Source organism: Mesorhizobium sp. YL-MeA3-2017 (assembly GCF_030814575.1).
Classification (GTDB): Bacteria; Pseudomonadota; Alphaproteobacteria; order Rhizobiales; family Rhizobiaceae; genus Mesorhizobium; species Mesorhizobium terrae.
The window spans coordinates 2501-26880 of sequence record NZ_JAUSVH010000001.1; the positions used below are offsets into that span (position 1 = coordinate 2501).

The 24380-nt window shown below is 61.6% G+C and carries 19 protein-coding genes, 1 tRNA gene and 2 rRNA genes; 13 read left to right on the forward strand and 9 right to left on the reverse strand.

The window, feature by feature from the left end; translation table 11 throughout:
* Positions 1-199 precede the first annotated feature (199 nt).
* From QFZ88_RS00020 to QFZ88_RS00030, 3 genes are all read left to right on the forward strand, one after another.
* A 23S ribosomal RNA gene (locus tag QFZ88_RS00020) occupies positions 200-2998 on the forward strand.
* A 176-nt stretch (positions 2999-3174) separates the two neighbouring features.
* Positions 3175-3289 (forward strand): 5S ribosomal RNA (gene rrf, locus QFZ88_RS00025).
* A 131-nt stretch (positions 3290-3420) separates the two neighbouring features.
* Positions 3421-3497, forward strand: a tRNA-Met gene (locus QFZ88_RS00030).
* 108 nt (positions 3498-3605) lie between these two features.
* Here the strand turns inward: QFZ88_RS00030 and QFZ88_RS00035 are convergent.
* The 6 genes from QFZ88_RS00035 to QFZ88_RS00060 form a co-directional block, all read right to left on the reverse strand.
* Positions 3606-5198 (reverse strand): GMC family oxidoreductase, encoded by a 1593-nt coding sequence (locus tag QFZ88_RS00035; RefSeq protein ID WP_024922109.1) that lies wholly within the window; start codon positions 5196-5198, stop codon positions 3606-3608.
* An 84-nt stretch (positions 5199-5282) separates the two neighbouring features.
* Complete coding sequence (locus QFZ88_RS00040; protein WP_024922110.1) at positions 5283-6320, reverse strand: extracellular solute-binding protein; 1038 nt, start codon at positions 6318-6320, stop codon at positions 5283-5285.
* Positions 6321-6421: 101 nt separating this feature from the next.
* Positions 6422-7204, reverse strand: coding sequence for an ABC transporter permease (locus QFZ88_RS00045; RefSeq protein WP_024922111.1), 783 nt, complete (start codon positions 7202-7204; stop codon positions 6422-6424).
* The gene (locus QFZ88_RS00050) at positions 7201-8100 is read right to left on the reverse strand and encodes an ABC transporter permease (RefSeq protein ID WP_051504921.1); all 900 of its coding nucleotides are present in this window, start codon (positions 8098-8100) and stop codon (positions 7201-7203) included. The genes QFZ88_RS00045 and QFZ88_RS00050 overlap by 4 nt, the downstream gene beginning before the upstream one ends.
* Positions 8097-9188 carry an ABC transporter ATP-binding protein gene (locus tag QFZ88_RS00055; RefSeq protein ID WP_024922113.1) on the reverse strand — a complete coding sequence of 364 codons (1092 nt, stop codon included), beginning with the start codon at positions 9186-9188 and terminating at the stop codon, positions 8097-8099. Before QFZ88_RS00055 ends, QFZ88_RS00050 begins: the two co-directional genes overlap by 4 nt.
* Before the next feature lie 88 nt (positions 9189-9276).
* On the reverse strand, positions 9277-10407 hold the full coding sequence (locus tag QFZ88_RS00060) for a branched-chain amino acid ABC transporter substrate-binding protein (RefSeq protein WP_024922114.1): 1131 nt from the start codon (positions 10405-10407) through the stop codon (positions 9277-9279).
* 199 nt (positions 10408-10606) lie between these two features.
* On the opposite strand from QFZ88_RS00060, the gene QFZ88_RS00065 reads away from it, so the two are divergent.
* The 9 genes from QFZ88_RS00065 (at position 10607) to QFZ88_RS00105 (ending at position 19410) form a co-directional block, all read left to right on the forward strand.
* Positions 10607-11524 carry a branched-chain amino acid ABC transporter permease gene (locus QFZ88_RS00065; RefSeq protein WP_024922115.1) on the forward strand — a complete coding sequence of 306 codons (918 nt, stop codon included), beginning with the start codon at positions 10607-10609 and terminating at the stop codon, positions 11522-11524.
* Position 11525: 1 nt separating this feature from the next.
* Complete coding sequence (locus tag QFZ88_RS00070; protein ID WP_024922116.1) at positions 11526-12701, forward strand: branched-chain amino acid ABC transporter permease; 1176 nt, start codon at positions 11526-11528, stop codon at positions 12699-12701.
* A complete protein-coding gene (locus tag QFZ88_RS00075; protein ID WP_024922117.1) occupies positions 12698-13483 on the forward strand; it encodes an ABC transporter ATP-binding protein in 786 nt (261 codons plus the stop codon). The genes QFZ88_RS00070 and QFZ88_RS00075 overlap by 4 nt, the downstream gene beginning before the upstream one ends.
* Complete coding sequence (locus QFZ88_RS00080) at positions 13476-14177, forward strand: ABC transporter ATP-binding protein (RefSeq protein ID WP_024922118.1); 702 nt, start codon at positions 13476-13478, stop codon at positions 14175-14177. Before QFZ88_RS00075 ends, QFZ88_RS00080 begins: the two co-directional genes overlap by 8 nt.
* Before the next feature lie 159 nt (positions 14178-14336).
* Positions 14337-15611, forward strand: coding sequence for a flavin-containing monooxygenase (locus QFZ88_RS00085; protein ID WP_024922119.1), 1275 nt, complete (start codon positions 14337-14339; stop codon positions 15609-15611).
* A 181-nt stretch (positions 15612-15792) separates the two neighbouring features.
* Positions 15793-16206, forward strand: coding sequence for a RidA family protein (locus QFZ88_RS00090; protein ID WP_024922120.1), 414 nt, complete (start codon positions 15793-15795; stop codon positions 16204-16206).
* A 9-nt stretch (positions 16207-16215) separates the two neighbouring features.
* The gene (locus tag QFZ88_RS00095) at positions 16216-16890 is read left to right on the forward strand and encodes a DUF1028 domain-containing protein (protein WP_024922121.1); all 675 of its coding nucleotides are present in this window, start codon (positions 16216-16218) and stop codon (positions 16888-16890) included.
* 43 nt (positions 16891-16933) lie between these two features.
* Positions 16934-18424, forward strand: a complete 1491-nt coding sequence (locus QFZ88_RS00100; protein ID WP_024922122.1) for an aldehyde dehydrogenase — start codon at positions 16934-16936, stop codon at positions 18422-18424.
* Positions 18425-18474: 50 nt separating this feature from the next.
* Positions 18475-19410 carry a LysR family transcriptional regulator gene (locus tag QFZ88_RS00105; RefSeq protein WP_024922123.1) on the forward strand — a complete coding sequence of 312 codons (936 nt, stop codon included), beginning with the start codon at positions 18475-18477 and terminating at the stop codon, positions 19408-19410.
* Between the two features lie 5 nt (positions 19411-19415).
* Here QFZ88_RS00105 and argE read toward each other — a convergent pair whose 3' ends face one another.
* Positions 19416-20585 carry an acetylornithine deacetylase gene (gene argE, locus QFZ88_RS00110; protein ID WP_024922124.1) on the reverse strand — a complete coding sequence of 390 codons (1170 nt, stop codon included), beginning with the start codon at positions 20583-20585 and terminating at the stop codon, positions 19416-19418.
* Positions 20586-20717: 132 nt separating this feature from the next.
* Positions 20718-21134 (reverse strand): cupin domain-containing protein, encoded by a 417-nt coding sequence (locus tag QFZ88_RS00115; RefSeq protein WP_081766797.1) that lies wholly within the window; start codon positions 21132-21134, stop codon positions 20718-20720.
* Positions 21135-21401: 267 nt separating this feature from the next.
* Between QFZ88_RS00115 and QFZ88_RS00120 the strand changes: the two genes are divergently transcribed.
* Positions 21402-23471 (forward strand): NAD(P)-binding protein, encoded by a 2070-nt coding sequence (locus QFZ88_RS00120; protein ID WP_024922126.1) that lies wholly within the window; start codon positions 21402-21404, stop codon positions 23469-23471.
* 96 nt (positions 23472-23567) lie between these two features.
* Here QFZ88_RS00120 and QFZ88_RS00125 read toward each other — a convergent pair whose 3' ends face one another.
* Positions 23568-24251, reverse strand: a complete 684-nt coding sequence (locus QFZ88_RS00125) for a GntR family transcriptional regulator (RefSeq protein WP_024922127.1) — start codon at positions 24249-24251, stop codon at positions 23568-23570.
* Between the last annotated feature and the right edge of the window lie 129 nt (positions 24252-24380).

Here is a 24380-nt window from a genome sequence, read left to right on the forward strand (position 1 = left end):
TGTTCGGAGCCTGGCCCTGGAAGGTCCATAACCTTCCGTAAGCGGTCGGGTGATGATGGGCATGGTTCGTCGCTTGGGACGCTCAATCCCAGGCAGATGATGGGTAAGCCTAACCGCGCCCCCGGATAGATCTCGAGAAGCTGGTCTTTTTGTGCCGATGGCATTGGGAAAAATCCCGATGAACATTGGCAATGAGAACGATCAAGTGTCTTAAGGGCAATTGGTGGATGCCTTGGCATGCACAGGCGATGAAGGACGTGATACGCTGCGATAAGCGTCGGGGAGGTGCGAATACCCTTTGATCCGACGATTTCCGAATGGGGAAACCCACCTAAGGTACTTGGAAAATCAGAGTAGCAGAGCGATCTGCTGCTGTGGTTTCCAAGTATCGATATTAGGTAACTTACCCTGAATACATAGGGGTAAAGTGGCGAACGCGGGGAACTGAAACATCTAAGTACCCGTAGGAAAGGACATCAACCGAGACTCCGCAAGTAGTGGCGAGCGAACGCGGACCAGGCCAGTGGCTTTTGTGAGATAAGTGGAACCTTCTGGAAAGTTGGGCCATAGTGGGTGATAGCCCCGTACACGTAATGCGAACAAAAGTCCTAGAGTAAGGCGGGACACGTGAAATCCTGTCTGAACATGGGGAGACCACTCTCCAAGCCTAAGTACTCGTGCATGACCGATAGCGAACTAGTACCGTGAGGGAAAGGTGAAAAGCACCCCGACAAGGGGAGTGAAAGAGTACCTGAAACCGATTGCCTACAAACAGTGGAAGCCCGCAAGGGTGACCACGTACCTTTTGTATAATGGGTCAGCGACTTAGTGTGACGAGCAAGCTTAAACCGGTAGGTGTAGGCGCAGCGAAAGCGAGTCTGAACAGGGCGTTCAGTTCGTCGCATTAGACCCGAAACCGAGTGATCTAGCCATGAGCAGGTTGAAGGTAAGGTAACACTTACTGGAGGACCGAACCCATAACTGTTGCAATAGTTCGGGATGACTTGTGGCTAGGGGTGAAAGGCCAATCAAACTCGGAAATAGCTGGTTCTCCGCGAAATCTATTTAGGTAGAGCGTCGACCGAATACCCTGGGGGGTAAAGCACTGCATGGGCTAGGGGTCCTCACCGGATTACCAAACCTAAGCAAACTCTGAATACCCAGGAGTACTAGTCGGCAGACACACGGCGGGTGCTAACGTCCGTCGTGAAAAGGGAAACAACCCTGACCTACAGCTAAGGTCCCCAAGTTATGGCTAAGTGGGAAAGGATGTGAGGATCCCAAAACAACCAGGATGTTGGCTTAGAAGCAGCCATCATTTAAAGAAAGCGTAACAGCTCACTGGTCTAAATAAGGGTCTTTGCGCCGAAAATGTAACGGGGCTAAAGCCATACACCGAAGCTTAGGGTTCGCAGCAATGCGAGCGGTAGCGGAGCGTTCTGTAAGCCAGTGAAGGGAGACCCGTGAGGGCTCCTGGAGGTATCAGAAGTGCGAATGCTGACATGAGTAACGTAAGGGGAGTGAGAGACTCCCCCGCCGAAAGACCAAGGGTTCCTGCTTAAAGTTAATCTGAGCAGGGTTAGCCGGCCCCTAAGACGAGGCGGAAACGCGTAGTCGATGGGAACCACGTTAATATTCGTGGGCCTGTGGGTAGTGACGGATTGCACAAGTTGTTCGACCTTATTGGATTGGTCGGGCAGCGGAGCGGTTCCAGGAAATAGCTCCCACTTATAGACCGTACCCGAAACCGACACTGGTGGTCAGGTAGAGTATACCAAGGCGCTTGAGAGAACTATGCTGAAGGAACTCGGCAAATTGCACGCGTAACTTCGGAAGAAGCGTGACCCTTTCCTGCGCAAGCAGGGTGAGGGTGGCACAGACCAGGGGGTAGCGACTGTTTATCAAAAACACAGGGCTCTGCGAAGCCGCAAGGCGACGTATAGGGTCTGACGCCTGCCCGGTGCTGGAAGGTTAAGAGGAGGGGTGCAAGCTCTGAATCGAAGCCCCAGTAAACGGCGGCCGTAACTATAACGGTCCTAAGGTAGCGAAATTCCTTGTCGGGTAAGTTCCGACCTGCACGAATGGCGTAACGACTTCCCCGCTGTCTCCAGCATAGACTCAGTGAAATTGAATTCCCCGTGAAGATGCGGGGTTCCTGCGGTTAGACGGAAAGACCCCGTGCACCTTTACTATAGCTTTACATTGGCATTCGTAGTGGCATGTGTAGGATAGGTGGTAGGCTTTGAAGCCAGGGCGCCAGCCTTGGTGGAGCCACCCTTGAAATACCACCCTTATTACTATGGATGTCTAACCGCGGCCCGTTATCCGGGTCCGGGACAATGTATGGTGGGTAGTTTGACTGGGGCGGTCGCCTCCTAAAGAGTAACGGAGGCGCGCGATGGTGGGCTCAGAACGGTCGGAAATCGTTCGCTGAGTGCAATGGCATAAGCCTGCCTGACTGCGAGACTGACAAGTCGAGCAGAGACGAAAGTCGGTCATAGTGATCCGGTGGTCCCGCGTGGAAGGGCCATCGCTCAACGGATAAAAGGTACGCCGGGGATAACAGGCTGATGACCCCCAAGAGTCCATATCGACGGGGTTGTTTGGCACCTCGATGTCGACTCATCGCATCCTGGGGCTGGAGCAGGTCCCAAGGGTATGGCTGTTCGCCATTTAAAGCGGTACGTGAGTTGGGTTCAGAACGTCGTGAGACAGTTCGGTCCCTATCTGCCGTGGGTGTAGGAATATTGAAAGGATCTGTCCCTAGTACGAGAGGACCGGGATGGACGGATCTCTGGTGGACCTGTTGTGGCGCCAGCCGCATAGCAGGGTAGCTATATCCGGACGGGATAACCGCTGAAGGCATCTAAGCGGGAAACCCACCTTGAAACGAGTATTCCCTGAGAACCGTGGAAGACGACCACGTTGATAGGCCGGGTGTGGAAGAGCGGCAACGCTTGAAGCTTACCGGTACTAATAGTTCGATCGGCTTGATCGTTCTCATTCCTAATGTTCATCAAACCAGCGCTCACGCATGAGCGGCCCTTACAGGGCCTATGCTCCGCGGGGGCGCCGGAAAACCGGCGACGCGCAGTCGCGCTTGCGGGCCTTGCCCGGAAGAAACTGCAGTCGCCAGGCACAAAACAGCTTCTCGAATAACGTGCGTTTTGCCGACCTGGTGGTTATGGCGGAGCGGCTGCACCCGATCCCATTCCGAACTCGGCCGTGAAACGCTCCAGCGCTGATGGTACTTCGTCTCAAGACGCGGGAGAGTAGGTCGCTGCCAGGTCTGCCAAACGCACGTTAAATCTTCTCCTTACGATACGGCCCGCCAACGGGATCACGGGCCGCGAAAGCGGCCCTTTCATTTGGCGGATCGGTGGATTTTATGTAGGCAAATGCTTACATAAACTCGGTTGACGCGGGATGGAGCAGCCCGGTAGCTCGTCAGGCTCATAACCTGAAGGTCGTAGGTTCAAATCCTACTCCCGCAACCAAATCTAAAACCCGGCGCAAGGCCGGGTTTTTTGCGTTTGGACAAGGGCGACACGGCTAACGGTCCCATAGGGGCAGCGGCAACGACTGCATCCCGACACCACCCACGCTTAGCCCAGGATCATATCCGCCGCGCGCTGGCCGATCATCATCGTCGGCGCGTTGGTGTTGCCGCTGATCAATCGCGGCATGACGGAGGCGTCGGCGACACGAAGCCCTTCCATGCCGCGTACTTTCAAGGTGCGGGGATCGACGACAGCCATGGCGTCGTTGCCCATCTTGCAGGTGCCGACCGGATGGTAGACGGTCAGCGCCTCGGCGCGCAGATAGGCGAGGATCTCGTCGTCGGAGCGGACGTCCTTGCCGGGCAGTATCTCGGCACCGCGCAGCGGATCGAACACCGACGAGGCGAAGATGCTGCGGGCGATCTTGATGCCTTCGACCAGAACCCGTGCATCCTGCTCGTCGGAGAAGAAGCGGTGGTCGATGTGGATGGCTCGGCGTGAGCCGTCCCGTGAAAGCGTGATTTCGCCGACGCTTTTCGGCCTGAGCACGCAGGTGTGGATCGCATAGCCATGGCCATATTCGACCAGCCTGCCGCGATGGCTGCGGTAGCCGGGCACGAAGTGGAACTGGATGTCCGGTTCTTCGCCGGCATATCTGGTGCGCGCAAAGCCGCCGGCTTCGACATAGTTGGTGGTGAGCATTCCCTTGCGGCGCGCGAGGTACCGGTAGGGCGCGGCAAGGATTCGGGGCAGGTTGGCCAGGGAAAGACCCAGGCCGCGCGTGCTCGACGAGCGTACGGTGATCATGCCGTCGACATGATCCTGCAGGTTCTTGCCGATACCGGGCAGATCGTGAGCCGGCGCAATACCAGCGCGCGACAACTCTTCGGCGGGGCCTATTCCGGATTCGAGCAGGATCTGGGGTGAGTTGATGGCACCCGCCGAAAGCACCACTTCGCGGGCCGACAGTGTCGTCTCCACGCCTTCGCGCAGGACGCGGACACCGGTCGCGCGCTTGTCCGCGACGACGATGCTCTTGACCTGGCACTCGCTCAATATGGTCAAGTTCGGGCGGTTTATGACCGGGCGCACGAAGGCGGTGAACGCGCTGAAACGCTGTCCACGGTCCTGCGTCACGTTGTAGACGCCGAGCCCAAACTGGCTCTCGCCGTTGAAATCGCTGTTTTCCGGAAGGTTCGCAGCGCGACCGGCCGCCACGAACATGCGCGATAATTCGTTGGGATCGCGGGGATTGTCGACCAAAAGGTCCCCGTCGCTTCCGTGGTAGTGGCTGTCCTGGCCGATCAGGTTGCGCTCCAGCCGCTTGAAGACCGGCAGCACGTCATCATAGGACCAGCCGTTACAGCCGAGGCGCGCCCATTCGTCATAATCGGCGGCGGAGCCGCGGATGTAGACCATCGAGTTGATCGAGGTCGAGCCGCCGAGCGCCTTGCCGCGATTGACCGGAATGCGGCGGCCGTTCAGCTGCGGCTGCGGCACGCCGACATAACAATAATCGTAGTTCGGATTGCCGTAGAGCGAGAGGATGCCCGCCGGCACTTTGACGCGCAGGCTCTGGTCGCTGCCGCCGGCTTCGATCAGGCAGACCCTGGTTGCCGGATCGGCGCTGAGGCGGTTCGCCAAGACGCAGCCGGCGGAGCCGGAGCCAACGACGATGTAGTCAAATGGTTCATTCATGGCTTTTGTCGAGCGAGCAGGGGGACGACCCGCCCATGGAATGGGCGGGTATGAAATGCCAAGTGAATCAAGGCGATCGACGGTCTATTGAAGGAGCTGGGTCCAGACCTTGGTCACCAGTTCCTGCGCGGCCGGCGAACAGGCCTGGCCCATCTTGACCGGCGCGGACGGGAACAGTTCGGGCGCGTTCTGCTTGTTATAGAGCGCCTTCGCTTCATCCACCTTCACCGGCGACGAATGGCCGTAGTAGTTGTACTGGCCGGTCGCGTTGTCGAGTTCCGTCATGAAGTTGATGAATTTCTTGGCGTTTTCGATGTTGGTCGCGCCCTTCGGCACGACGTAGGAATCGAGCCAGCCGACCAGACCTTCCTTAGGCATCGCATATTCGACATTGGCCTTGTCGTTGCGGCGCAGCCGCATGGTGTTGCCGTCCCACCAGAAGTGCATGGCCACTTCACCACCGCCGATGCGGTTTTCGATGTTGTCGCTCGAATAGGCAGCCACGAACGGTTTTTGTGCCTTCAACAGGTCGAGAACGCGCTTCATCTCCTGCGGGTCTTCGCTGCAATATTTGATGCCGAGATAGTTCTGCGCGGCGGGGATGACTTCGTCGGGCTGGGCGAGGCTGGCGATCTTGCCCTTCAAATCCTCGGACGGCTCGAAGTAGATTTTCCAGCTGTCGACCGGGCCCTTGTAGAGGTTGCGGTTGACGGTGAAACCGGCATTGCCATAGGCCAGCGGCACGGAATAGTTGCCGGTCGGGTCCCACCATTGCTTCTGCCATTGTGTCGAGATCTGCTGGAAGGCGGGCATCGAACTGGCGCCGATATCCTCGAGCAGGCCGCTGTCGATCATGATCTTCACGAAATGCTGGGACGGCGTGACGATGTCGTATCCCGACGAGCCGGCCTGCAGCTTGGTCAAGAGATCTTCGTTCGAGGAGAAGGCGTCGACGGTGACCTTGATCCCCGTCTCCTTTTCGAACTTCGCGACCATGTCGGGCGCGATGGAATCGGCCCAGGCATAGATCGAAAGCGTGCCTTCGGCCCACGCGGAGGCCGTCGCCAAAAGGCTGATGGCGCTGGCGGCGGCAAGCGTTGAGATGCGGATGCGGATAGGCATGGAGTTCCCCTTATCTTTATGGTTCGGGGAACGATAACAAACGGGCGACGGCGATAAATTTCATTTGCCCGACGTGCTGCTTAGGAAAAAGCTCGCTCTGTCTATTGGCGGCGTTGCAGCAGGAAAGCGACTGTGGCCAGCGCGACCGAAACGATCATGATCAGCGTCGAGATGGCGTTGAGCTGTGGCGAGACGCCCTGCTTGATCAGCGAGAAGATATAGACCGGCAAGGTGGTGGCGCCGCCGGAATTCAGAAGATTACTGGTGATGAAATCGTCCATCGAAATGACGAAGGCGAGCATGGCGCCGGCGAACACGCCGGGCAGGATCAGCGGCAACGTCACCCGGCGAAAAGCAACCCAGCCCGACGCGTAGAGGTCGCGCGCGGCTTCCTCCAGATCGGCATCCATGCCTTGCAATCTCGCCCTTATCGGCAGGAATGCGAAGGGGATGCAGAAGGTGGTGTGCGCGATGGTGAGCTTCAGCAGACCGTTGGTCAGGCCCAGTTCGGAAAACAGGATGAGCACGGCCACGGCAACGACGATCTCGGGTAGCAGCAGCGGCAGATTGACGATCGTTTCGGAGACGCGCCGGAAGCGCACATTCCTGCCGCGCACCAGCACCAGCGCCGCCATCAGCGCGACGATGGTGGACAGAACCGTGGCGATGCTGGCGACGAAAAGCGACGTCTTGACCGCGCCGACAAGTGCGGCGTTCGACAGGGCCGTTGTGTACCAGTGCAGCGAGAAGCCGCCCCAATTGGCCACGATGCGGTTGGCGTTGAACGAATAGAAGATCACCACCGCGATCGGCAGATAGAGGTAGACAAAGAAGATGATGCTGAACAGGCCGAAGCCCGGATAGCGCCGCACATTGCCGGTCATGCGTTGCTCTCCCGGCTTTCCTTGCGGGTAGCCTGAAGGCCGCGCCAGAGCAGGAAGATCATCACCGCGCACATCAGCACGATGGAGATGGCGGCGCCCAGCGGCCAGTTGCGGGCAGCACCGAACTGCAGCTGGATGAGATTGCCCATCATCATCGTCTTGCCACCGCCCAGCAGCGTCGGTTCCAGCACCGCGCCCAGGCAAGGCACGAAGACGAGGATCGCGCCGGCGATCATTCCAGGGGCACACAGCGGCAGGATCACGCGGCGCAATGTGGTGAAGCGGCTGCCATAGAGGTCGTGCGAAGCCTCCACCAGCGCCGGGTCGAGCTTTTCGATCGAGGCGAAGACCGGCAGGATCATCAGGGGAATGTAGCTGTAGACGAGCCCGATGAGCATCGCCGTGTCGGTGAAGAGCAGGCTGCCCATATTGTCGACCAGCCCAAGCGCTCGCAGCGCCTTGGCGATCACCCCGTCATTGCCGAGGATGATGATCCAGGAATAGACGCGCACGATCATCGAGACCCAGAACGGCAGCGTCACCAGATAGATCAGCATCATCTTGGCCGACGCCTTCTGCAGCGAAATGAAGTAGGCGACCGGAAAGCTGAGAAGCAGGCAGATGATTGTCGTCGCCGCGGCCAGGATCATCGTGCGAGCAACGACGATCAGATATTGCGGATTGAACTCCAGCTCGCCCGACCAGCCCTCGTTGAACAGGATCTGCTTGTAGGGCGCCGTGGTGAACACATAGTCGAAGCCGCCATAGGGGCCGCGGGTCGAGAACGAGACCAGGATGATGATGCCCACCGGCACGATCAGCGTCAGAAGCATGATGAGTTGTGCCGGCAAAAGGCCGAGCACGTTCCAGCCGGGTGTTTTCAGGCGCCCGATCATGCGCCCAGGATCCGCGCCGATTCCGCCGCGAAGCTGAGCTTTACCGACTGGCCGACTTCGAGCGTGCGGTCGCGGCTCTGGCTGTTGCGTTTGGAAACGCGCAGCAAGGTGCCGTTCGCGTCCACCACATAGTGTGTGTAGCCGCCGAGATAGTTGGCGCCGACAATGGTGCCCTCGGCCGCGATATGGCCATCCTGCGAGGGCAGGCTGATCTTTTCGGGGCGGATGGACATCACGGCCTTGCCGCCGGCCACGGCCTGCTTGTGCGGAGCACTCAGCGTCACGCCGAGCGGGATCGACACCGTGGCGCTGTCGCCATCGAGCGCGATGACGTCGGCCTCGAGGAAATTGGTCTCGCCGATGAAATCGGCGACGAAGCGGTTCGATGGTTCCTCGTAGATGTCGGCCGGCGTTCCCAATTGCTGGATTTCGCCATCGCCCAGCACGCAGATGCGGTCCGACATGTCGAGCGCCTCTTCCTGGTCGTGGGTGACGAACACGAAGGTGATGCCGGTCTGGCGCTGCAGTGTGCGCAGTTCATCGCGCATGGCCTGCCGGAGCTTGAGGTCGAGCGCCGAAAGCGGCTCATCGAGCAGCAGCACTTCCGGCTCGGGGGCCAGCGCCCGGGCAAGCGCGATGCGCTGGCGTTGACCGCCCGACAATTGCTGTGGCTTGCGGGCCGCGAATTTTTCCATGTGCACGAGGCGCAACATGTCGGCCACGCGCGCCGAGCGGCGATCCCTGGACCAGCCGAGGTTTTCCAGTCCGAAGGCGATGTTCTGCTCCAGCGTCATATGCGGAAACAGCGCATAGGACTGGAACACGGTGTTTACCCGGCGCTTGTGCGGGGGCAGGGCCTGGATGTTGGCGCCACGTAGCGATATCTCGCCGGTCGAAGGCTGTTCGAAGCCGGCGATCATCCGCAACAGCGTGGTCTTGCCGCAGCCAGACGGGCCAAGCAGCGTGAAGAACTCGTTTTCGTAGATGTCGAAGGTTACCGGCTTCAGCGCCTGGAAGTTGCCAAAGGCCTTGGAGACACCTTTGATCTCCACCGCCTTCTTGTGCTGCGGCGAGCGGCTCATATCCATGTAATCGATCTCGATGGGAAGGGCATGGCAAGCCGCCACGTGAATGGGCCGCCGGCATTGCGCGCGATGGCGCAATGCCGGCAGGTCGTCACATCTTGACCCACTTGCCGCTGTGCACGATGAACCGGTCGATCTCGACCGGCATCTGGGTCTGGCCTTCCTTGTCGAAGGACACGGTACCCAAAATGCCATCGTGCTTGATCGCGCGGACGGTCTCGCTCAGCGCCTGCTTGTCCTCGATACCCTTTTCCTTGATGGTTTCGAGCAGGATCTGCGTGGCTTCGTAGGCATATTTGGCGTAGGAGCCGGCCGGATCAGGATAACCCTTGGCTTCGTACGCCTTGTAGAAGGCCTCCAGCTTCGGGTTGGTCTGCACGGCGGGCGTGCCGACGATGGTGCCTTCGGCGGCCGGGCCGGCGATCTCGATGAACTTCGGATCGTAGATGCCGGAAATGCCGTACATCGGCAGCGAACCAAGTCCGAGATCGGCCATCTGGCTGCGCACGAGGGCAGCCTCGGTGACCACGCCGCCGAAATAGATCGCGTCCGGGCTGGCTGCCTTGGCCGTTGTCAGCATGGCACGGAAGTCGGTCGTTCCGACCGCGGCCGCATCTGAGAAGACGACCTCGCCGCCCGCCGCCTTGAAGAAGTCGCCGAACCATTTGGTGTTGGCCGCGCCATAATCGGTGGTGTCGGAGATGATGGCGATCTTCTTGACCTTGCCTTCCTTGGCGATTGCCTCGGCAAGCGGCTTGTTCTCATTGACCAGCGTAGGCGTCACGCGGGTGACGTTGGGAAGGTTCTGCTCGGTGATCTTCGGGCTGACCGCACCCCAGACGACGAACGGCATTTGCGCGCGATTGAAGACCGGGATGGTGGCGAGCGCGACGGAGCTGTTCCAATGGCCCGTCGCCGCGACGACGGCGGGGTCGTTGATCAGCTTCTGGGCCGCCGAAACGCCGACTGCGGGGTCCGACGCGTCATCCAGGACAACGCCTTCGACCTGATGCGGATAGCCGCTGGCATTGGCCTCGTCGATGGCGAGAAGGAAGCCGTTGCGGGCACCAAGGCCCTGCTGGGCGTTGCCGCCGGACAGCGGTCCGATGAAACCGAGCTTGATCTGGTCGGCGCTGGCCTCGGCCATCCCTAAGGAGAGCGCGAACACGGATCCGGCCAGCAGTGAAGATATGCGCGCAAGCGCGCGGCGTCTGTTCAGCATGGTTCCACCTCTTTTTTTGTTTTCTTCCGCGAAGGTCGCGTTCCGGCCGATCGGGAGACCGCCATCTAGCGCAACTATATTTCGCCGCTACCGCCTCGCGAAATTCGGAAATTGCTATCTGCTACATCGGAGATTCATTATGTGCTCATAGGGGCGGCGCTGGTAATCGTCCGGGCTCCAAGGGAGAGAGACGGGCGGCATGGCAGAGCTATTTGTCCAGCAAGCGGTGAACTGGATTACCCTCGGGTGCATCTATGCTTTGCTGGCCATCGGCTTCAGCCTGATCTTCGGCGTTCTCAACGTCATCCACTTCTCGCATGGCGATGTGGCGATGACGTCACCCTTCATCGCGCTGGCAATCGCCCAGGCACTGGCAATCGCCGTCGGGGTTGCGAGCCCCGCCTGGCTGATCGTTGCCGCATGCGCTGCCGTGTTTGTCGTCGGCCTCATCGGCGTGACCCTGGACAAGGTGGTGATCCGGCGCTTCCGGGACGCGCCGCCGATGATGGCGCTGGTGGCGACGGTCGCATTGGGCATCGTCATCCGCGAACTGATCCGCCATCTCTACCCGCAAGGCTCCAACCCGCACGCCTTTCCGCGGCTCGCCTCGGGCGTCGCCTTCGAAGTGGCGGGCGTGCAGGTCGGCTGGTTTTCCCTGCTGGTGGTGACGCTGACATTCGTGCTTGTCGCCCTGCTTTTCGCCTTCCTGCGCCTGACGCCTCTCGGTCTGCGCATCCGCGCGGCCTCCGAGGACCGTGTCGTGGCGCGCATGATGGGTATCCGCGACACGCGTGTCTTCCGCGCTACCTTCTTCGTCGCCTCGGCCATCGGCGCTATCGCCGGCCTGCTGTTTGCGAGCTATGCCGGGGTGACGCGGTTCGATTTCGGCGTCATGGCCGGCCTGCTCGGCTTCTCCGCGGCGGTCATTGGCGGGCTGGGCTCGATGCCCGGCGCCATCCTCGGCGGCCTGATCATCGCCGGCATAGAGGTGCTCGCCCAGACATTCGTGCCGGACGGTGCCTCATACCGGCTGGTTTTCGTTTTCCTGCTGGTTATCGGGGTGCTGCTCTTTCGCCCTGAAGGACTGCTCGGTCGCGCCGTCATGGTGAAGGTGTAACATGAGCGCAGGTTCTTCATCGCCGACAATTGGCCAGGGCAAGGCGGCGACAATTGCCGTCGCGGCACAGCTTTGCGGTGCCGGATTCCTCTATTTGATCCTCAAGGCGGAAGGCGGTTGGCAGGTCATCGGCCTGTTGGCCCTGCTGGCTGCGGGCTTCTATCTCCTGGAAAAGAGGCCGCAGATCGCCGACCTGGTGACGGCGAGTTTTTCCCAGGCTCCCGTGGTGGCGGTCGGGACGGCGGCGGTGGTCGTGCTGTTGTTTCCGTTCGTGGTCGGCTCGAACACCTATGTCCTGCATCTGCTCATCGTCGCCCAGCTCTACGCGGTGCTGGCGCTGGCGCTGAATTTCCAGCTCGGCAGCGCCAACATTCCCAATTTCGCGACCGGCGCCTCCTATGGCATCGGCGCTTATGTGTCGGCGCTTTTGGCCATCAATTTCGGCATGAGCTTCTGGCTGACCCTGCCTGTCGCCGCCGTGGCCGCGACGCTGTTCGGCTTCCTCATCGGCATCCCGTCGATGCGCACCCGCGACACCTATCTGGCGCTGGTCACCATTGCCTTCGGGGTGGTGGTGCAGCAGCTTTTGAACAATCTCAGCTGGACAGGCGGCCCCAACGGGCTGGTCGGTATTCCCGCGCCCTCGCTGTTTGGCCATTCTTTTGCCGATCCGCTGGTCGTGTTCGGCTGGAAACTGCCGAGCCAAGCCAATTTCTACTACCTCTCGGCCGCTTTGGTGGTGGTGGCGATCGTCACTGCCCGCCGCCTGCATTCCTCGCGCATCGGGCTGGCCTGGAACGCGCTGCGCGCCGACGAGATCGCGGCACGTGCGCAAGGCATCAATGTCGCCTGGTTCAAGGTGCTGGCCTTCGCGGTGGATGCTTTCCTCGCCGCCTTCGCCGGCACCATCTACGCTTTCTATGTTTCCTACATCTCGCCCGACAATTTCACTTTCCTGGTTTCCGTCACTATCATGACGATGGTGATCGTCGGCGGCATGGACAACATCTTCGGCGTTATCGTCGGCGCCTTCCTGCTGACCATTCTGCCCGAGAAGCTGCGCGCCTTTTCCGACTACCGGCTGCTGTTTTTCGGCATCGTTATCATCGGCTTCCTGATGATCCGTCCGCAGGGCCTGTTTCCGCAGCGCATGCGCAGCTACGGAGAAAGCAAGTGAACGCTCTCCTCGAGGTCGAGAACGCGACGATGCGCTTTGGCGGCCTCGTCGCGCTGAACGACATCAGCTTCTCGGTCGGCCGCGGCGAGGTGCTGGCCGTCATCGGACCCAACGGGGCCGGCAAGTCGACGCTGTTCAATGTCGTCACCGGTGTCTACCGACCGACGTCCGGTCGCGTGCGCTTCGACGGTTCCGACATCACCGGTCACCCGGCGCATGACGTGGTTGCGCGTGGCGTCGGCCGCACCTTCCAAACCTCGCGCCTGTTTTCCGACCTCAGCGTGCTGGACAACGTCATCATCGGCATGCACACGCGCACCGGGACCGGCGTGCTGGGCGCGCTGTTTCTTCCCGGCGCATCGCGGCGTGAAATGGCTGCCTGCGTGGAAAAAGCCGAGGCGCTGCTCAAGGCCGGGTCGGGCGATCTGTTCGAACAGCGCTACAGGCTGGCCGGGACACTGGCGCAGGCCGACCGGCGCCGGCTGGAAATTGCCCGTGCATTGGCCTCCGAGCCGAAGCTGTTGTTGCTCGACGAACCTTCCGTCGGCATGGACGAGATCGAGACCGATGCATTGATCGCCGATATCGCGCGCCTGAAGCGCGAACGAGCGGATCTTTCCGTGATCCTGATCGAGCACGACATGCGCGTGGTCGAGGCCTTCCCGCACCAAGTCATCTGCATCGACTATGGCAGCAAGATCGCCGAGGGCGATTTCGCGGCCGTGAAGGCCGATCCGCGCGTGCAGGAAGCCTATCTCGGAAAGGCGGCCGTCCATGCTTGAGTTGAAGGATGTCGACACGGCCTATGGTCCGGTGCCGATGCTGCGCGCTGTGACGATGAGCGTGCAGCCCGGCGAGCTCGTCTGCCTGCTCGGGCCCAACGGCGCCGGCAAGACCACGACCTTCATGACGGTTTGCGGCGTCGTGCGGGCGCAACGCGGCAGGGTCGAGGTGATGGGCCGCGACCTGGCCTCGCTCGGCACCGAGAATCTGGCGGCGCTCGGTGTCGGGCTAGTGCCTGAGGGGCGGCGGCTGTTCCCCAGTCTCACCGTGCAGGAGAATTTGCGGCTCGGTTATGATGCCGTTTCCGGCCGGGGACCGGATTTCGAGCCGCAACTGGACAAGATGTGTCACTTGTTCCCGCGCATTCGCGAGCGATTGCGTCAGGTGGCGGGAACGTTGTCGGGTGGCGAACAAGCCATGGTGGCGCTGGCGCGCGCGCTGATCGGCGAACCTAGGCTGGTCATCATGGACGAGCCGTCGCTTGGCCTGTCGCCCAAGCTGATCGACGAATATTTCGAGATCACCAAAGAAGTGCATCGGCGCGGCACGACGATCCTGTTGATCGAACAGAATGCCGAGATGGGTCTTGGGATCGCCGACCGCGGTTATGTGCTGGTCAAGGGCCGCGTCGCGCAGGAGGGACCGGCTCGCGAGCTGTTGTCGTCGAAGGCAGCCAGGAGCCTCTATCTCTGACTGTCCGGGGCGACGGACCGCAGCCTCCCGGTATTTAGGGACAAGCTAACCAGTGCCACGTGAAATCGTAATTTTCGCGACCCGACCCCTCCAGTAAACCAGCCGTGAGACCTCCGCTGCAACCGCAGAAACTTCCGGAGGCCAGAAAAGGGCGCAGAAATGTCGGTCGAAACAGTAGACACGCTTGTGGTTGGCGCGGGCCAGGCCGGGGTGGCCATGAGCGAGCATCTGAGCAAATGCGGCGTGCCTCATCTCGTTCTCGAACGGCATCGCATTGCCGAACGCTGGCGCTCCGAGAGATGGGATTCACTCGTTGCCAACGGTCCGGCCTGGCACGATCGTTTTCCCGGCATGGAGTTTGAGGAGACTGGCCCCGACGGTTTTCCTTCCAAGGAAACGGTTGCGGACTATTTCGTCGCCTACGCGAAAATGATCGGTGCGCCGATCCGCTGCGGCGTTGAGGTGAAGCAAGTGCAGCGGCTTGCGGGCCGCCCCGGCTTCCGGGTCGAAACGTCGGACGGCGTGATCGAGGCCAACAGCGTCGTTGCCGCCACCGGCGCTTTCCAGAACCCGATTGTCCCGAATATCGTCCCCGACAGCGCGGGTATCGTCCAGATCCACTCCAACACCTACCATAACCCTCAGCAATTGCCCGAGGGTGCGGTGCTGGTGATCGGTGCCGGATCGTCGGGGGTGCAGATCGCCGATGAACTCGTTCGCACGGGAAAGCGCGTCTATCTCGCGGTTGGACCGCACGACCGTCCGTTCCGCAGCTATCGCGGCCGCGATTTCTGCTGGTGGCTGGGGGTGCTGAACAAGTGGGACGCCGAAACGCCGGGCCCGGGCACCGAACACGTCACGATCGCCGTCAGCGGCGCCCGCGGCGGCGAGACGATCGATTTCCGGCGTCTTGCGGCGCGTGGGATGACGCTTGTCGGCCGCGCCGAGAGTTTTCGGGACGGAGTGATGCGTTTCGCGCCTGACCTGAACCAGAACGTTGCGCGCGGCGATGCCAACCATCTATCGCTGATGGACGAGGCCGACGCCTATGTCCTGGCCAACGGTCTCGACCTACCGGAAGAACCCGAAGCGCGCCGGCTCGATCCCGATCCGGAGTGCATGACCAATCCCATTCTGGAACTCGATCTGGCGAAGGCCGGTATCACCTCGATCATCTGGGCCACCGGCTATTCCGTCGACTACAGCTGGATGAAGGTCGATGCCTTCGACGAGAAGGGCCGACCGAAACACCAGCGCGGCGTGTCGAGCGTGCCCGGCATCTATTTCCTCGGTCTGCCCTGGCAGTCGCGCCGGGGCTCCTCCTTCATCTGGGGTGTCTGGCACGATGCAAAACATCTGGCAGACCGCATTTCCACGCAGCGCAAATATCTGGCCTACCACGCCGCCGCTATAAAGCAGACCGAAGACGCGTAGCCGACGGCGGTTGCGCTGCCCGCCGCCCTGACTTTCGCTGATTAGGCCCGGCCTTATCAGCGATGAGAAAGACTGTTCTTTCGGCGCTCATTCCGCCCGACGAATATCCGCACAGCAGATGCGGGCATGGGTCGAACGTCGCTCGACGAGGGACCGCTGGCCCGTTCCGATGGAGACCACGATGGCGCATACCCGCATTCGCAAGTTCAACACCAAGGATACCTATCCCGAGCAGAAGCTCGACAACGATCTCTGCCAGGCGGTGATCGCGCGCGGCACCACGGTCTTCCTGCGTGGCCAGTGCCCGCAGGATCTCGATACCGCCAAGAACATCGGCAGCCACGATCCGGTCGAGCAGACCCACAAGGTCATGCAGAACATCAAGCAGCTCATCGAGGAGTGCGGCGGCAAGATGGAGCATCTGGTGAAGGTGGTGGTCTACATCACCGACGTTCGCCATCGCGAGGCGGTCTACCGGACCATGGGCGAATACATCAAGGGCGTGCATCCGGTATCGACCGGGCTGGTGGTGTCGGCGCTCGCCCGGCCCGACTGGCTGGTCGAGATCGACGGCACAGCCGTTATCCCGGACTGAGGGCGCGGCATGACCTTCTCGATCGTTGCGCGCTGCAGCCGCACCGGCATGTTCGGTGTGGCGGTGTCCTCGTCATCGCCGGCTGTGGCCGCGCGCTGTGCCTATGCGCAGGCCAATGTGGGGGCGGTCGCCAGCCAGAACGTCACCGACCCGACGCTGGGCACCCGCGCGCTCGACCTGATGGCGCGCGGTGCATCCGCCACTGAGGCGGTGTCCATTCTGAAGCGCACCGGCGCGTATATGGAATTTCGGCAGCTGCTGGCCGTCGACGGCGCCGGCATCAGCGCGATCCATTCCGGCCCAAAGGCGCTTGGCATCTGGGCCGAGGCGCGGGCTGAGAACGTCGCCTGCGGCGGCAATCTGCTCGCCAATTCAGGCGTGCCGCAGGCGATGGTCGACGCGTTCCTCGCCTCGGAAGGTCATCTCGGCGACCGCATCATCGCGACGATGCGGGCAGCCCTGAAAGCCGGCGGCGAGGCTGGACCGGTCCGTTCGGCCGGCATGAAGCTGGTGCGCGAAGTGGCCTGGCCGGTGGCGGATTTGCGCTGCGACTGGACGGAAGACTGTCCGATCGAGGAGCTGGGAAAGCTCTGGGACATCTACAAGCCCCAGCTCGACGCCTATGTGACCCGCGCCATCAATCCCTCCGATGCGCCGAGCTACGGCGTGCCCGGCGACGAATAGTCCGGACGGACAACCCTAAGCAAAGTGTGAAGCAGGAGCCCGCATGAGCGAACTCAGCCACAAGGACTGGATCGGCAAGGCGGCAACGATCCGCTTCCGTGACAAGGCCTTCATCGACGGCAAGTTCGTCGCCGCGCGTTCCGGCCGCACCTTCGCGAGCATCAACCCGGCAACCGGCGAGACGCTGGCCGAAGTCGCCTCCTGCGGCGAGGAAGACATCGACCTCGCCGTTGCCTCGGCACGTCGCGCCTTCGCTTCCGGCGCCTGGTCGCGGGCGACGCCCGGTCATCGCAAGGACGTGCTTCTGCGCCTGGCACAGTTGTTGCGCGAGAACCTGCACGAACTGGCGCTGCTGGAATCGCTCGACATGGGCAAGCTGGTCACTGACGCGGCCACCGTCGACGTGCCGGGCTCGGCTGGCATCTTCCAGTGGTATGCCGAGGCGATCGACAAGATCTATGACGAGATCGCACCGAGCGGTGCGGGCGATCTGGTGTTGGTGCGGCGCGAGCCGCTTGGCGTGGTCGGCGCGGTGGTGCCGTGGAATTTCCCGCTCGACATGGCGACCTGGAAATGCGCGCCGGCACTGGCAGCCGGCAATTCGGTCGTACTGAAGCCCGCCGAACAGTCGCCTTTCTCGGCACTGCGGCTGGCGGAGCTCGCCATGGAGGCCGGCTTGCCGGCCGGCGTGCTCAACGTCGTTCCTGGCCTCGGCGAGACCGCCGGGCAGGCGCTCGGCCGCCACATGGACGTCGATTGCCTCGCCTTCACCGGTTCCACCGCTGTCGGCAAGATGTTCCTGCAGTATTCCGGCCAGTCCAACATGAAGCAGGTGTGGCTGGAAACCGGCGGCAAGAGCCCGAACCTGGTGTTCGCCGATTGCGGCAATCTCGATGCGGCGGCCGACATGGCTGCCTTCGGCATCTTCTTCAACCAGGGCGAGGTCTGCTCGGCCAATTCGCGCTTGCTGGTCCAGCGCAGCGTCAAGGATCAGATGGTGGAGAAGCTTGTCGCGCGAGCCGCCGCGACGCAGCCGGGCGATCCGCTCGACCCGGCCTCGAAGATGGGCGCGATGGTCGATGCCCGTCACACCGCCAACGTCATGCGGTTTGTCGAGACCGGCAAGAAGACCGCGCGGCTTGTCGCCGGCGGCGAGCAGGTCACCGTCAATGGCCGCGGCAGCTTCGTGCAGCCCACCATCTTCGACAATGTCTCGCCGAACGACAGCATAGCCCGTGACGAGATTTTTGGACCGGTGCTGTCGGTCATCGCTTTCGACGACGAAGACGAGGCCGTCCGTATCGCCAATGACAGCGTCTATGGCCTGGCCGCCTCGCTGTGGACGGACAGTCTTTCGCGCGCGCACCGCATCGCCGGGCGCCTGCATGCCGGCACCGTTTCGGTCAACACCGTCGACGCGCTGAGCCCGATGACGCCCTTCGGCGGCTTCAAACAGTCCGGCTTCGGCCGCGACCTGTCGTTGCATGCTCTGGACAAATACACCGCGCTCAAGACCACGTGGATCAAATATTGAGGAACACCAACGCCTTGATCCGCGCGCCGAAACTGGCAACATAACCAGCCATGCCACTTCGCTTTACCCTCAGACAGCTGGAATATTTCGTTGCCGTCGGCGAAGCGGGATCGATCGCCAAGGCTGCCGAGCAGGTGAATGTCTCGCCGCCGTCCATTTCGGCTTCCATCGCTCAGCTCGAGACGGAGTTCGGCGTCCAGCTTTTCGTGCGCAAGCATTCGCACGGCCTGTCGCTGACGGCCGGCGGTCGCGTGTTCCTGAAAGAGGCGGCGCGGCTGCTTGCTGACGCGGATGCCTTGCACGACGTCGCCGGCGATATCGCCGAAAAGGTGAGGGGTCCGCTGGCGATCGGCTGCCTGCTGACCTTTGCCCAGATCATCTTCCCGACGCTGCGCCGCCGGTTCGAGGACAGCTATCCCGATGTCCGCGTCCGCCAGTTCGAGCGCAACCAGGGCCAGTTGCTGGAATTGCTGCAGCGTGGCGACATCGATGTGGCGCTGACCTACGATCTCGACCTTTCACAGGACATGGCCTTCGAGCCGCTGATGCAACTGCCGGCCTATGTGATGTTGCCGGCGGGACATGCGTTGGCCACCAGAACCTCGATAGCGCCGGAAGAACTGGTCGATCAGCCGATGGTTCTGCTCGATCTGCCGTTCAGCCGCGAATACTTCCTGTCCGCCTTCCAGCAGAAAGGGCTTCGACCCTATATCGCCGAGCGCACCGGCGACATCGCGGTGATGCGTTCGATGGTGGCCAATGGTTTTGGCTATGGCATTGCCAATATGCGACCGCTCAACACGCTTTCGCCCGACGGCAAGCCGCTGGTGTTCGTGCCCCTGGCTGGAGACCTGCGCCCGCTCACCATGGGCATAGCCATGCCCAATGCGGAGCACCGCACACAAACGGTGCAGGCTTTTATCCAGCATTGCCGCCGCTTCGTGGTCGAGCAGGGCGTGTTCGGCACCGAGCGTGTCGTCGGGTAGATCGGCTATCGAGTTACTGGCGACGCCTCGTCGGCGAGCCGCTCCAGCAATTTTTCCAACATCTCGTCGCAACGGCGCATCTGTTCGACCGTGACGAATTCGTCGGGCTTGTGGCCCTGCGCCATCGAGCCCGGTCCGCACACCACCGTCGGCGTGCCGACATCGCGGCTGAACAGGCCGCCTTCGGTGCCGAATGCCACCTTGATCGTGCCATTGGCGCCGGTCAGCGATTTCACGAAAGCCACCGCTTGCGAATTCACCGGCGTGTCGAGGCCGGGATAAGTGTTGGTGATTTCGATATCGATGGCGGCTTCAGGTGCAATTTCTGCGGCGGTGGAAACGATGCGTGCGGCCTCGCCGCGCAGGCGTTCCAGTATGGTGTCGGGATCGTCTGCCGCAATGTTGCGGATCTCGAAATCGACCTGGCAAAGGTTCGGCACGATGTTCAGGGCCACCCCGCCATTGATCCTGCCGGCGTGGATGGTGGTGTAGGGAATGTCGTAGTCGCCATCGCGCGCACCGTCGCGGGCCAGCCGCTCCTGTTCGCTGCGCAGCACATTGACGAAATCGCAGGCGAGGTGGATGGCGTTGAGCGCGAGCGGCGCGAGTGCGGAATGGCCTTCGCGGCCCTTGCAGATGGCGCGCGCGGCGACCTTGCCCTTATGGCCGGTGGCGACCTGCATGGAGGTCGGCTCACCGACGATGCATAGAAGCGGTTTCTGCGGCGCGGCGGCGAGCATTTCCACCAGGCTGCGAACGCCGAGGCAGCCGATTTCCTCGTCATAGGACAAGGCCAGATGCAGCGGCGTGCGCAGCGGGCGTTCGGCCGCCTTCAGCGCCGCTGCGACGGCGCAGGCGACAAAACCCTTCATGTCGGCCGCGCCGCGCCCCAGCAGCTTGCCGTCCCGGCTCGTCATCGCGAAGGGCGGCACGGTCCAGTCCTGGCCGTCGACCGGCACCACATCGGTATGGCCGGACAGCATGATGCCGGGCCGGTCGGCCGGGCCGATCGTGGCGAAAAGATTGACCTTGTGGCCGTCGTGGCTGGGAATGAGGTGGCACTGGATGCCCTTTGCTTCCAGCAGCTCAGCCACGTAGTTGATCAGAGCCAAATTGGAATCGCGGCTCACTGTTGGGAAAGCGATCAGTCTTTCGAGGATATGGATGCTGTCCATACTGCAGCTTGCCTGGTGATTTGAGCCGGTTCTAGGGCAATTCCGCTTTTCTCTGAATCGCGGAATTGCTCCATCTCTTTGTTTTTACGAAATTCCGGACGCAAAACCGCTGCGCAGCTTTGCTAGAATTGCCTAGCCTGCGATCTGATAGCGCGATGGCTCTGAAGGCTGAGCAGCAACGGTTACGAACCGATCGACCGTCACCACGAAGAAGGTCTTACGGAGGTGGTCCTTGACGTCCCAGGTCACGACCTCGCCTTGATGGCAAAACCAGCTATCTCCGGGACCGTATGTCACGCTGTTCCCGGCTTCATCGCTGATTGTCACCTCGCCATCGAGCACAGTGGCATGCTCATGAAAAGGATAGATTACTTTGAAACGGCCTTTCGTAACTTCATAGATGCCACTGAGGACCTGTCCGCCGTTCGACGAATACAGATTCTTGCCGTGCATGACCGGTTTGCCTTCTAAAGTAACAGCCGAAAGATTTTCGGGAGGTCCCCATACATCAAGGCCGATAGCTTCTGCACCAAGCTTAAACGCAATCATATTGATCCCCCCTCAGTCGACGTTGATTGTTCAGAGCATCCTATGATCTGGGCTTCCTGCGCATGAAGTCATATTTGGTTTCGTCCTGCATCGGTTGATCCTAACCGGCGACGACACGGCGATTAGGCCACTCCTAAGCGGTGCAGAAGAAAACTATAGTTTTCCGGTGCTTGGCGACCCTTATGACTAGGGCCGTGCTGCCTGGGTTGCGTGACGATCCGATTGGCAGTCGCGTCGGCGGCAGGGCCGGCGAGGAGAGGAAGTTTCATGCGCGATCCCCGCTACGACATTCTGTTCGAGCCGATGAAGATCGGGCCGGTGACGGCGAAGAACCGGTTCTATCAGGTGCCGCATTGCAACGGCGGCGGCTATCGCGACCCTTCTGCAGCGGCCGAGATGCGGCGCACCAAGTCGGAAGGCGGCTGGGGTGTCATCTTCACCGAGCAGACCGAGATGCACCACACCTCGGAAATCACGCCGTTCATCGAACTGCGGCTGTGGGAAGACCAGGATATTCCGGCACTCGCCAAGATGGCGGCGGCGATGCGCTCGCATGGCGCGCTGGCTGGCATCCAGCTCGCTTACTCCGGCATCAACGGACCGAACCTCTATACCCGTGAAGTGCCGCGCGGGCCGACGGCCTTGCCGATCCGCACCTTCACCAACGACCCGGTGCAGGCGCGCGCCATGGACAAGCAGGATATCAGAGACCTGCGCCGCTGGCACCGCAACGCCTTCAAGCGCGCCAAGCAGGCCGGCTTCGACCTGGTTTGCCTTTATGGCGCGCATGGCTTCGGCATCATCCAGCACTTTTTGTCCACTGCTACCAACCAGCGCACCGACGAATATGGCGGCTCGCTGGAGAACCGTTCACGCCTGATGCGTGAACTGATCGAGGAGGGTCGCGACGCCATCGGCGACACCTGCGGGCTGACGCTGCGCATCTCGCTGGACGAGATGATCGGCGAACTGGGCTTCGCCAATTCCGAAGTGCGCGACATGATCGAGATGCACGCCGATCTGCCGGACCTGTGGGATCTCGCCCATGGTGCCTGGGAGGATTGTTCCGGCCCGTCGCGCTTCAAGGAAGAGGCAGCACAGGAAAGCCTTGTCGCCGGCATCAGGAAGCTGACGTCGAAACCGGTCGTGGGCGTCGGGCGCTTCACCTCTCCGGACGTGATGGTGAAGATGATCAAGTCGGGCACGCTCGACTTCATCGGCTGCGCGCGGCCGTCGATTGCCGATCCCTACCTGCCGAAGAAGGTGGAGGAAGGCCGCATCGAGGACATTCGCGAATGCATCGGCTGCAACATCTGCATCACCGGCGACATGACCATGTCGATCTCGCGCTGCACGCAGAACCCGACCTTCATGGAGGAATGGCGCAAGGGCTGGCATCCGGAACGCATGCAGGCCAAGGGGGCGAGCGAAAGCGTGCTCATCGTCGGTGCCGGCCCCGCCGGCCTGGAAGCGGCGCGTGCGCTTGGTATGCGCGGCTATCAGGTGGCGCTGGCCGAAGCCGGAACCGAACTCGGCGGGCGTGTCGCACGCGAATGCCGCCTGCCGGGTCTTTCGGCATGGGGACGGGTGCGCGATTATCGCCAGTATCAGATCGGACAGATGCAGAATGTCGAGGTCTATTTCGACAGCCGGCTCTCCGCCGACGACATCCTTGGCTTTGGCTTCCAGAACATCGCCATCGCCACCGGTTCGACATGGCGGCGCGACGGCGTCGCCCGCGCCCATGTCGTGCCGATGCCGATGGACCCGGCCATGCCCGTCTACACGCCGGATGATCTGATGGATGGTAAGGTGCCCACCGGCAATGTCGTGCTGTTCGATGACGACCATTATTACATGGGCGGCGTGCTGGCCGAACTCATGGCACGGCAAGGCGCGAAGGTCACGCTGGTGACTGCTTCAGCCTATGTGTCGGACTGGACCCGCAACACGCTGGAGCAGGGCGCCATCCATCGCCGGCTGGCCGAACTCGGCGTTGAGATCGTGCTGAACCGCGCCGTCACGCGCATCAAGGCCGGCGGTGTCGCCACGGCCTGCGCCTATACCGGCGCGGAGCGCGACATCGCGGCCGACGCGGTGGTGCTGGTAACCTCGCGGCTGCAAAACGACGGGCTCTGGAGCGAGCTCAAGGACCGTCGGGCGGAGTGGGCCGACAACGGCATTCGCTCGATCAAGGTGATCGGCGATGCCGAAGCGCCCGGACCGATTGCCTGGGCGACCTATGCCGGCCACCGTTTCGCCCGCGAACTGGACGAGCCGGATATCGGCGACGCCTTGCCGTTCCGCCGCGAAGTGACGGCGCTTGCCGCAGAATAGTCGCCAGGCCGATAGCCGTTGTGTTCGACGGGCTAGCGTCCCGTCGAACGGCACGGCCTGGTGCTCGCCGGGGTCGATCGCCTCGGGTTCCTTCGGCTAGGATGCGGCGTTGTCCGCCTCGAAATAGGAGGAAAACCGCTGCGCGAGCTCGCCGAGGTCGAGCATGACGCGCCGCAGGTGGATCTGCATGATCTCCTGGGCGGCGGTCGGGTCGCCTGCCGTCACGGCCTCCAGGACTTTTTGGTGATCGTCCACCAACTGGTCGAGCTGCCCCGCCTGGAGCGACAGGCGGCGAACGCGGTCCATGTGCTTCTTCGCGTCGGAAATGAACCCCCAGACGCCGTCGCGGCCGGCCAGGTTGCAATAAAGCGCGTGCATGCGCTCGTCGCATTCGAAGAACAGGTCGGGATTGTCTTCCGCGACAGCCAATTCCTGTTCCTCGATGGTCTGGCGGATGCCAAGCAGGATGCGGCGGTTCGACTGCCTGGCTGCTTCGGCGACGATCGCCAGCTCCAGATGTTCGCGAACGAACTGCGCCGTCCGGACCGCATCCATGCGGATCGGTGCGACCACGACGCCCGCGCGGGATCGCAGATCGACCAGACCTTCCGCGCTCAGCCGCGACAGGGCCTCGCGCACCGGTGTGCGGCTGACGCCGAGCAGATCGGCCAGCGCATGCTCGCCCACCGGCTCGTTCGGCTTCAGTTCGAGCCTGATGATCTTCTGCGAAAGGCTGCGATAACAATGCTCCGCCGCCGAGATTTTCGTGTCACGCGCCATGAAGCATAAGCTCTTTGTTTTCTTGCATGCAATCCTTCAATCGGCACACGATAGCCTGAAAAATATACATTTTCCATACGCTCATGGAGCGATGCTTGACCGCTCGTTATATCTTGCATACAAGAATGC

Coding starts and splice junctions, on each gene's coding strand:
- QFZ88_RS00115 (WP_081766797.1), bottom strand. CDS start 21,134: ATGATTGCGTTTAAGCTTGGTGCAGAAGCTATCGGCCTTGATGTATGG.
- QFZ88_RS00105 (WP_024922123.1), top strand. CDS start 18,475: ATGCCACTTCGCTTTACCCTCAGACAGCTGGAATATTTCGTTGCCGTC.
- QFZ88_RS00050 (WP_051504921.1), bottom strand. CDS start 8,100: ATGATCGGGCGCCTGAAAACACCCGGCTGGAACGTGCTCGGCCTTTTG.
- QFZ88_RS00040 (WP_024922110.1), bottom strand. CDS start 6,320: ATGCCTATCCGCATCCGCATCTCAACGCTTGCCGCCGCCAGCGCCATC.
- QFZ88_RS00080 (WP_024922118.1), top strand. CDS start 13,476: ATGCTTGAGTTGAAGGATGTCGACACGGCCTATGGTCCGGTGCCGATG.
- QFZ88_RS00035 (WP_024922109.1), bottom strand. CDS start 5,198: ATGAATGAACCATTTGACTACATCGTCGTTGGCTCCGGCTCCGCCGGC.
- QFZ88_RS00085 (WP_024922119.1), top strand. CDS start 14,337: ATGTCGGTCGAAACAGTAGACACGCTTGTGGTTGGCGCGGGCCAGGCC.
- QFZ88_RS00065 (WP_024922115.1), top strand. CDS start 10,607: ATGGCAGAGCTATTTGTCCAGCAAGCGGTGAACTGGATTACCCTCGGG.
- argE (WP_024922124.1), bottom strand. CDS start 20,585: ATGGACAGCATCCATATCCTCGAAAGACTGATCGCTTTCCCAACAGTG.
- QFZ88_RS00090 (WP_024922120.1), top strand. CDS start 15,793: ATGGCGCATACCCGCATTCGCAAGTTCAACACCAAGGATACCTATCCC.
- QFZ88_RS00055 (WP_024922113.1), bottom strand. CDS start 9,188: ATGGATATGAGCCGCTCGCCGCAGCACAAGAAGGCGGTGGAGATCAAA.
- QFZ88_RS00125 (WP_024922127.1), bottom strand. CDS start 24,251: ATGGCGCGTGACACGAAAATCTCGGCGGCGGAGCATTGTTATCGCAGC.
- QFZ88_RS00045 (WP_024922111.1), bottom strand. CDS start 7,204: ATGACCGGCAATGTGCGGCGCTATCCGGGCTTCGGCCTGTTCAGCATC.
- QFZ88_RS00070 (WP_024922116.1), top strand. CDS start 11,526: ATGAGCGCAGGTTCTTCATCGCCGACAATTGGCCAGGGCAAGGCGGCG.
- QFZ88_RS00100 (WP_024922122.1), top strand. CDS start 16,934: ATGAGCGAACTCAGCCACAAGGACTGGATCGGCAAGGCGGCAACGATC.
- QFZ88_RS00120 (WP_024922126.1), top strand. CDS start 21,402: ATGCGCGATCCCCGCTACGACATTCTGTTCGAGCCGATGAAGATCGGG.
- QFZ88_RS00095 (WP_024922121.1), top strand. CDS start 16,216: ATGACCTTCTCGATCGTTGCGCGCTGCAGCCGCACCGGCATGTTCGGT.
- QFZ88_RS00060 (WP_024922114.1), bottom strand. CDS start 10,407: ATGCTGAACAGACGCCGCGCGCTTGCGCGCATATCTTCACTGCTGGCC.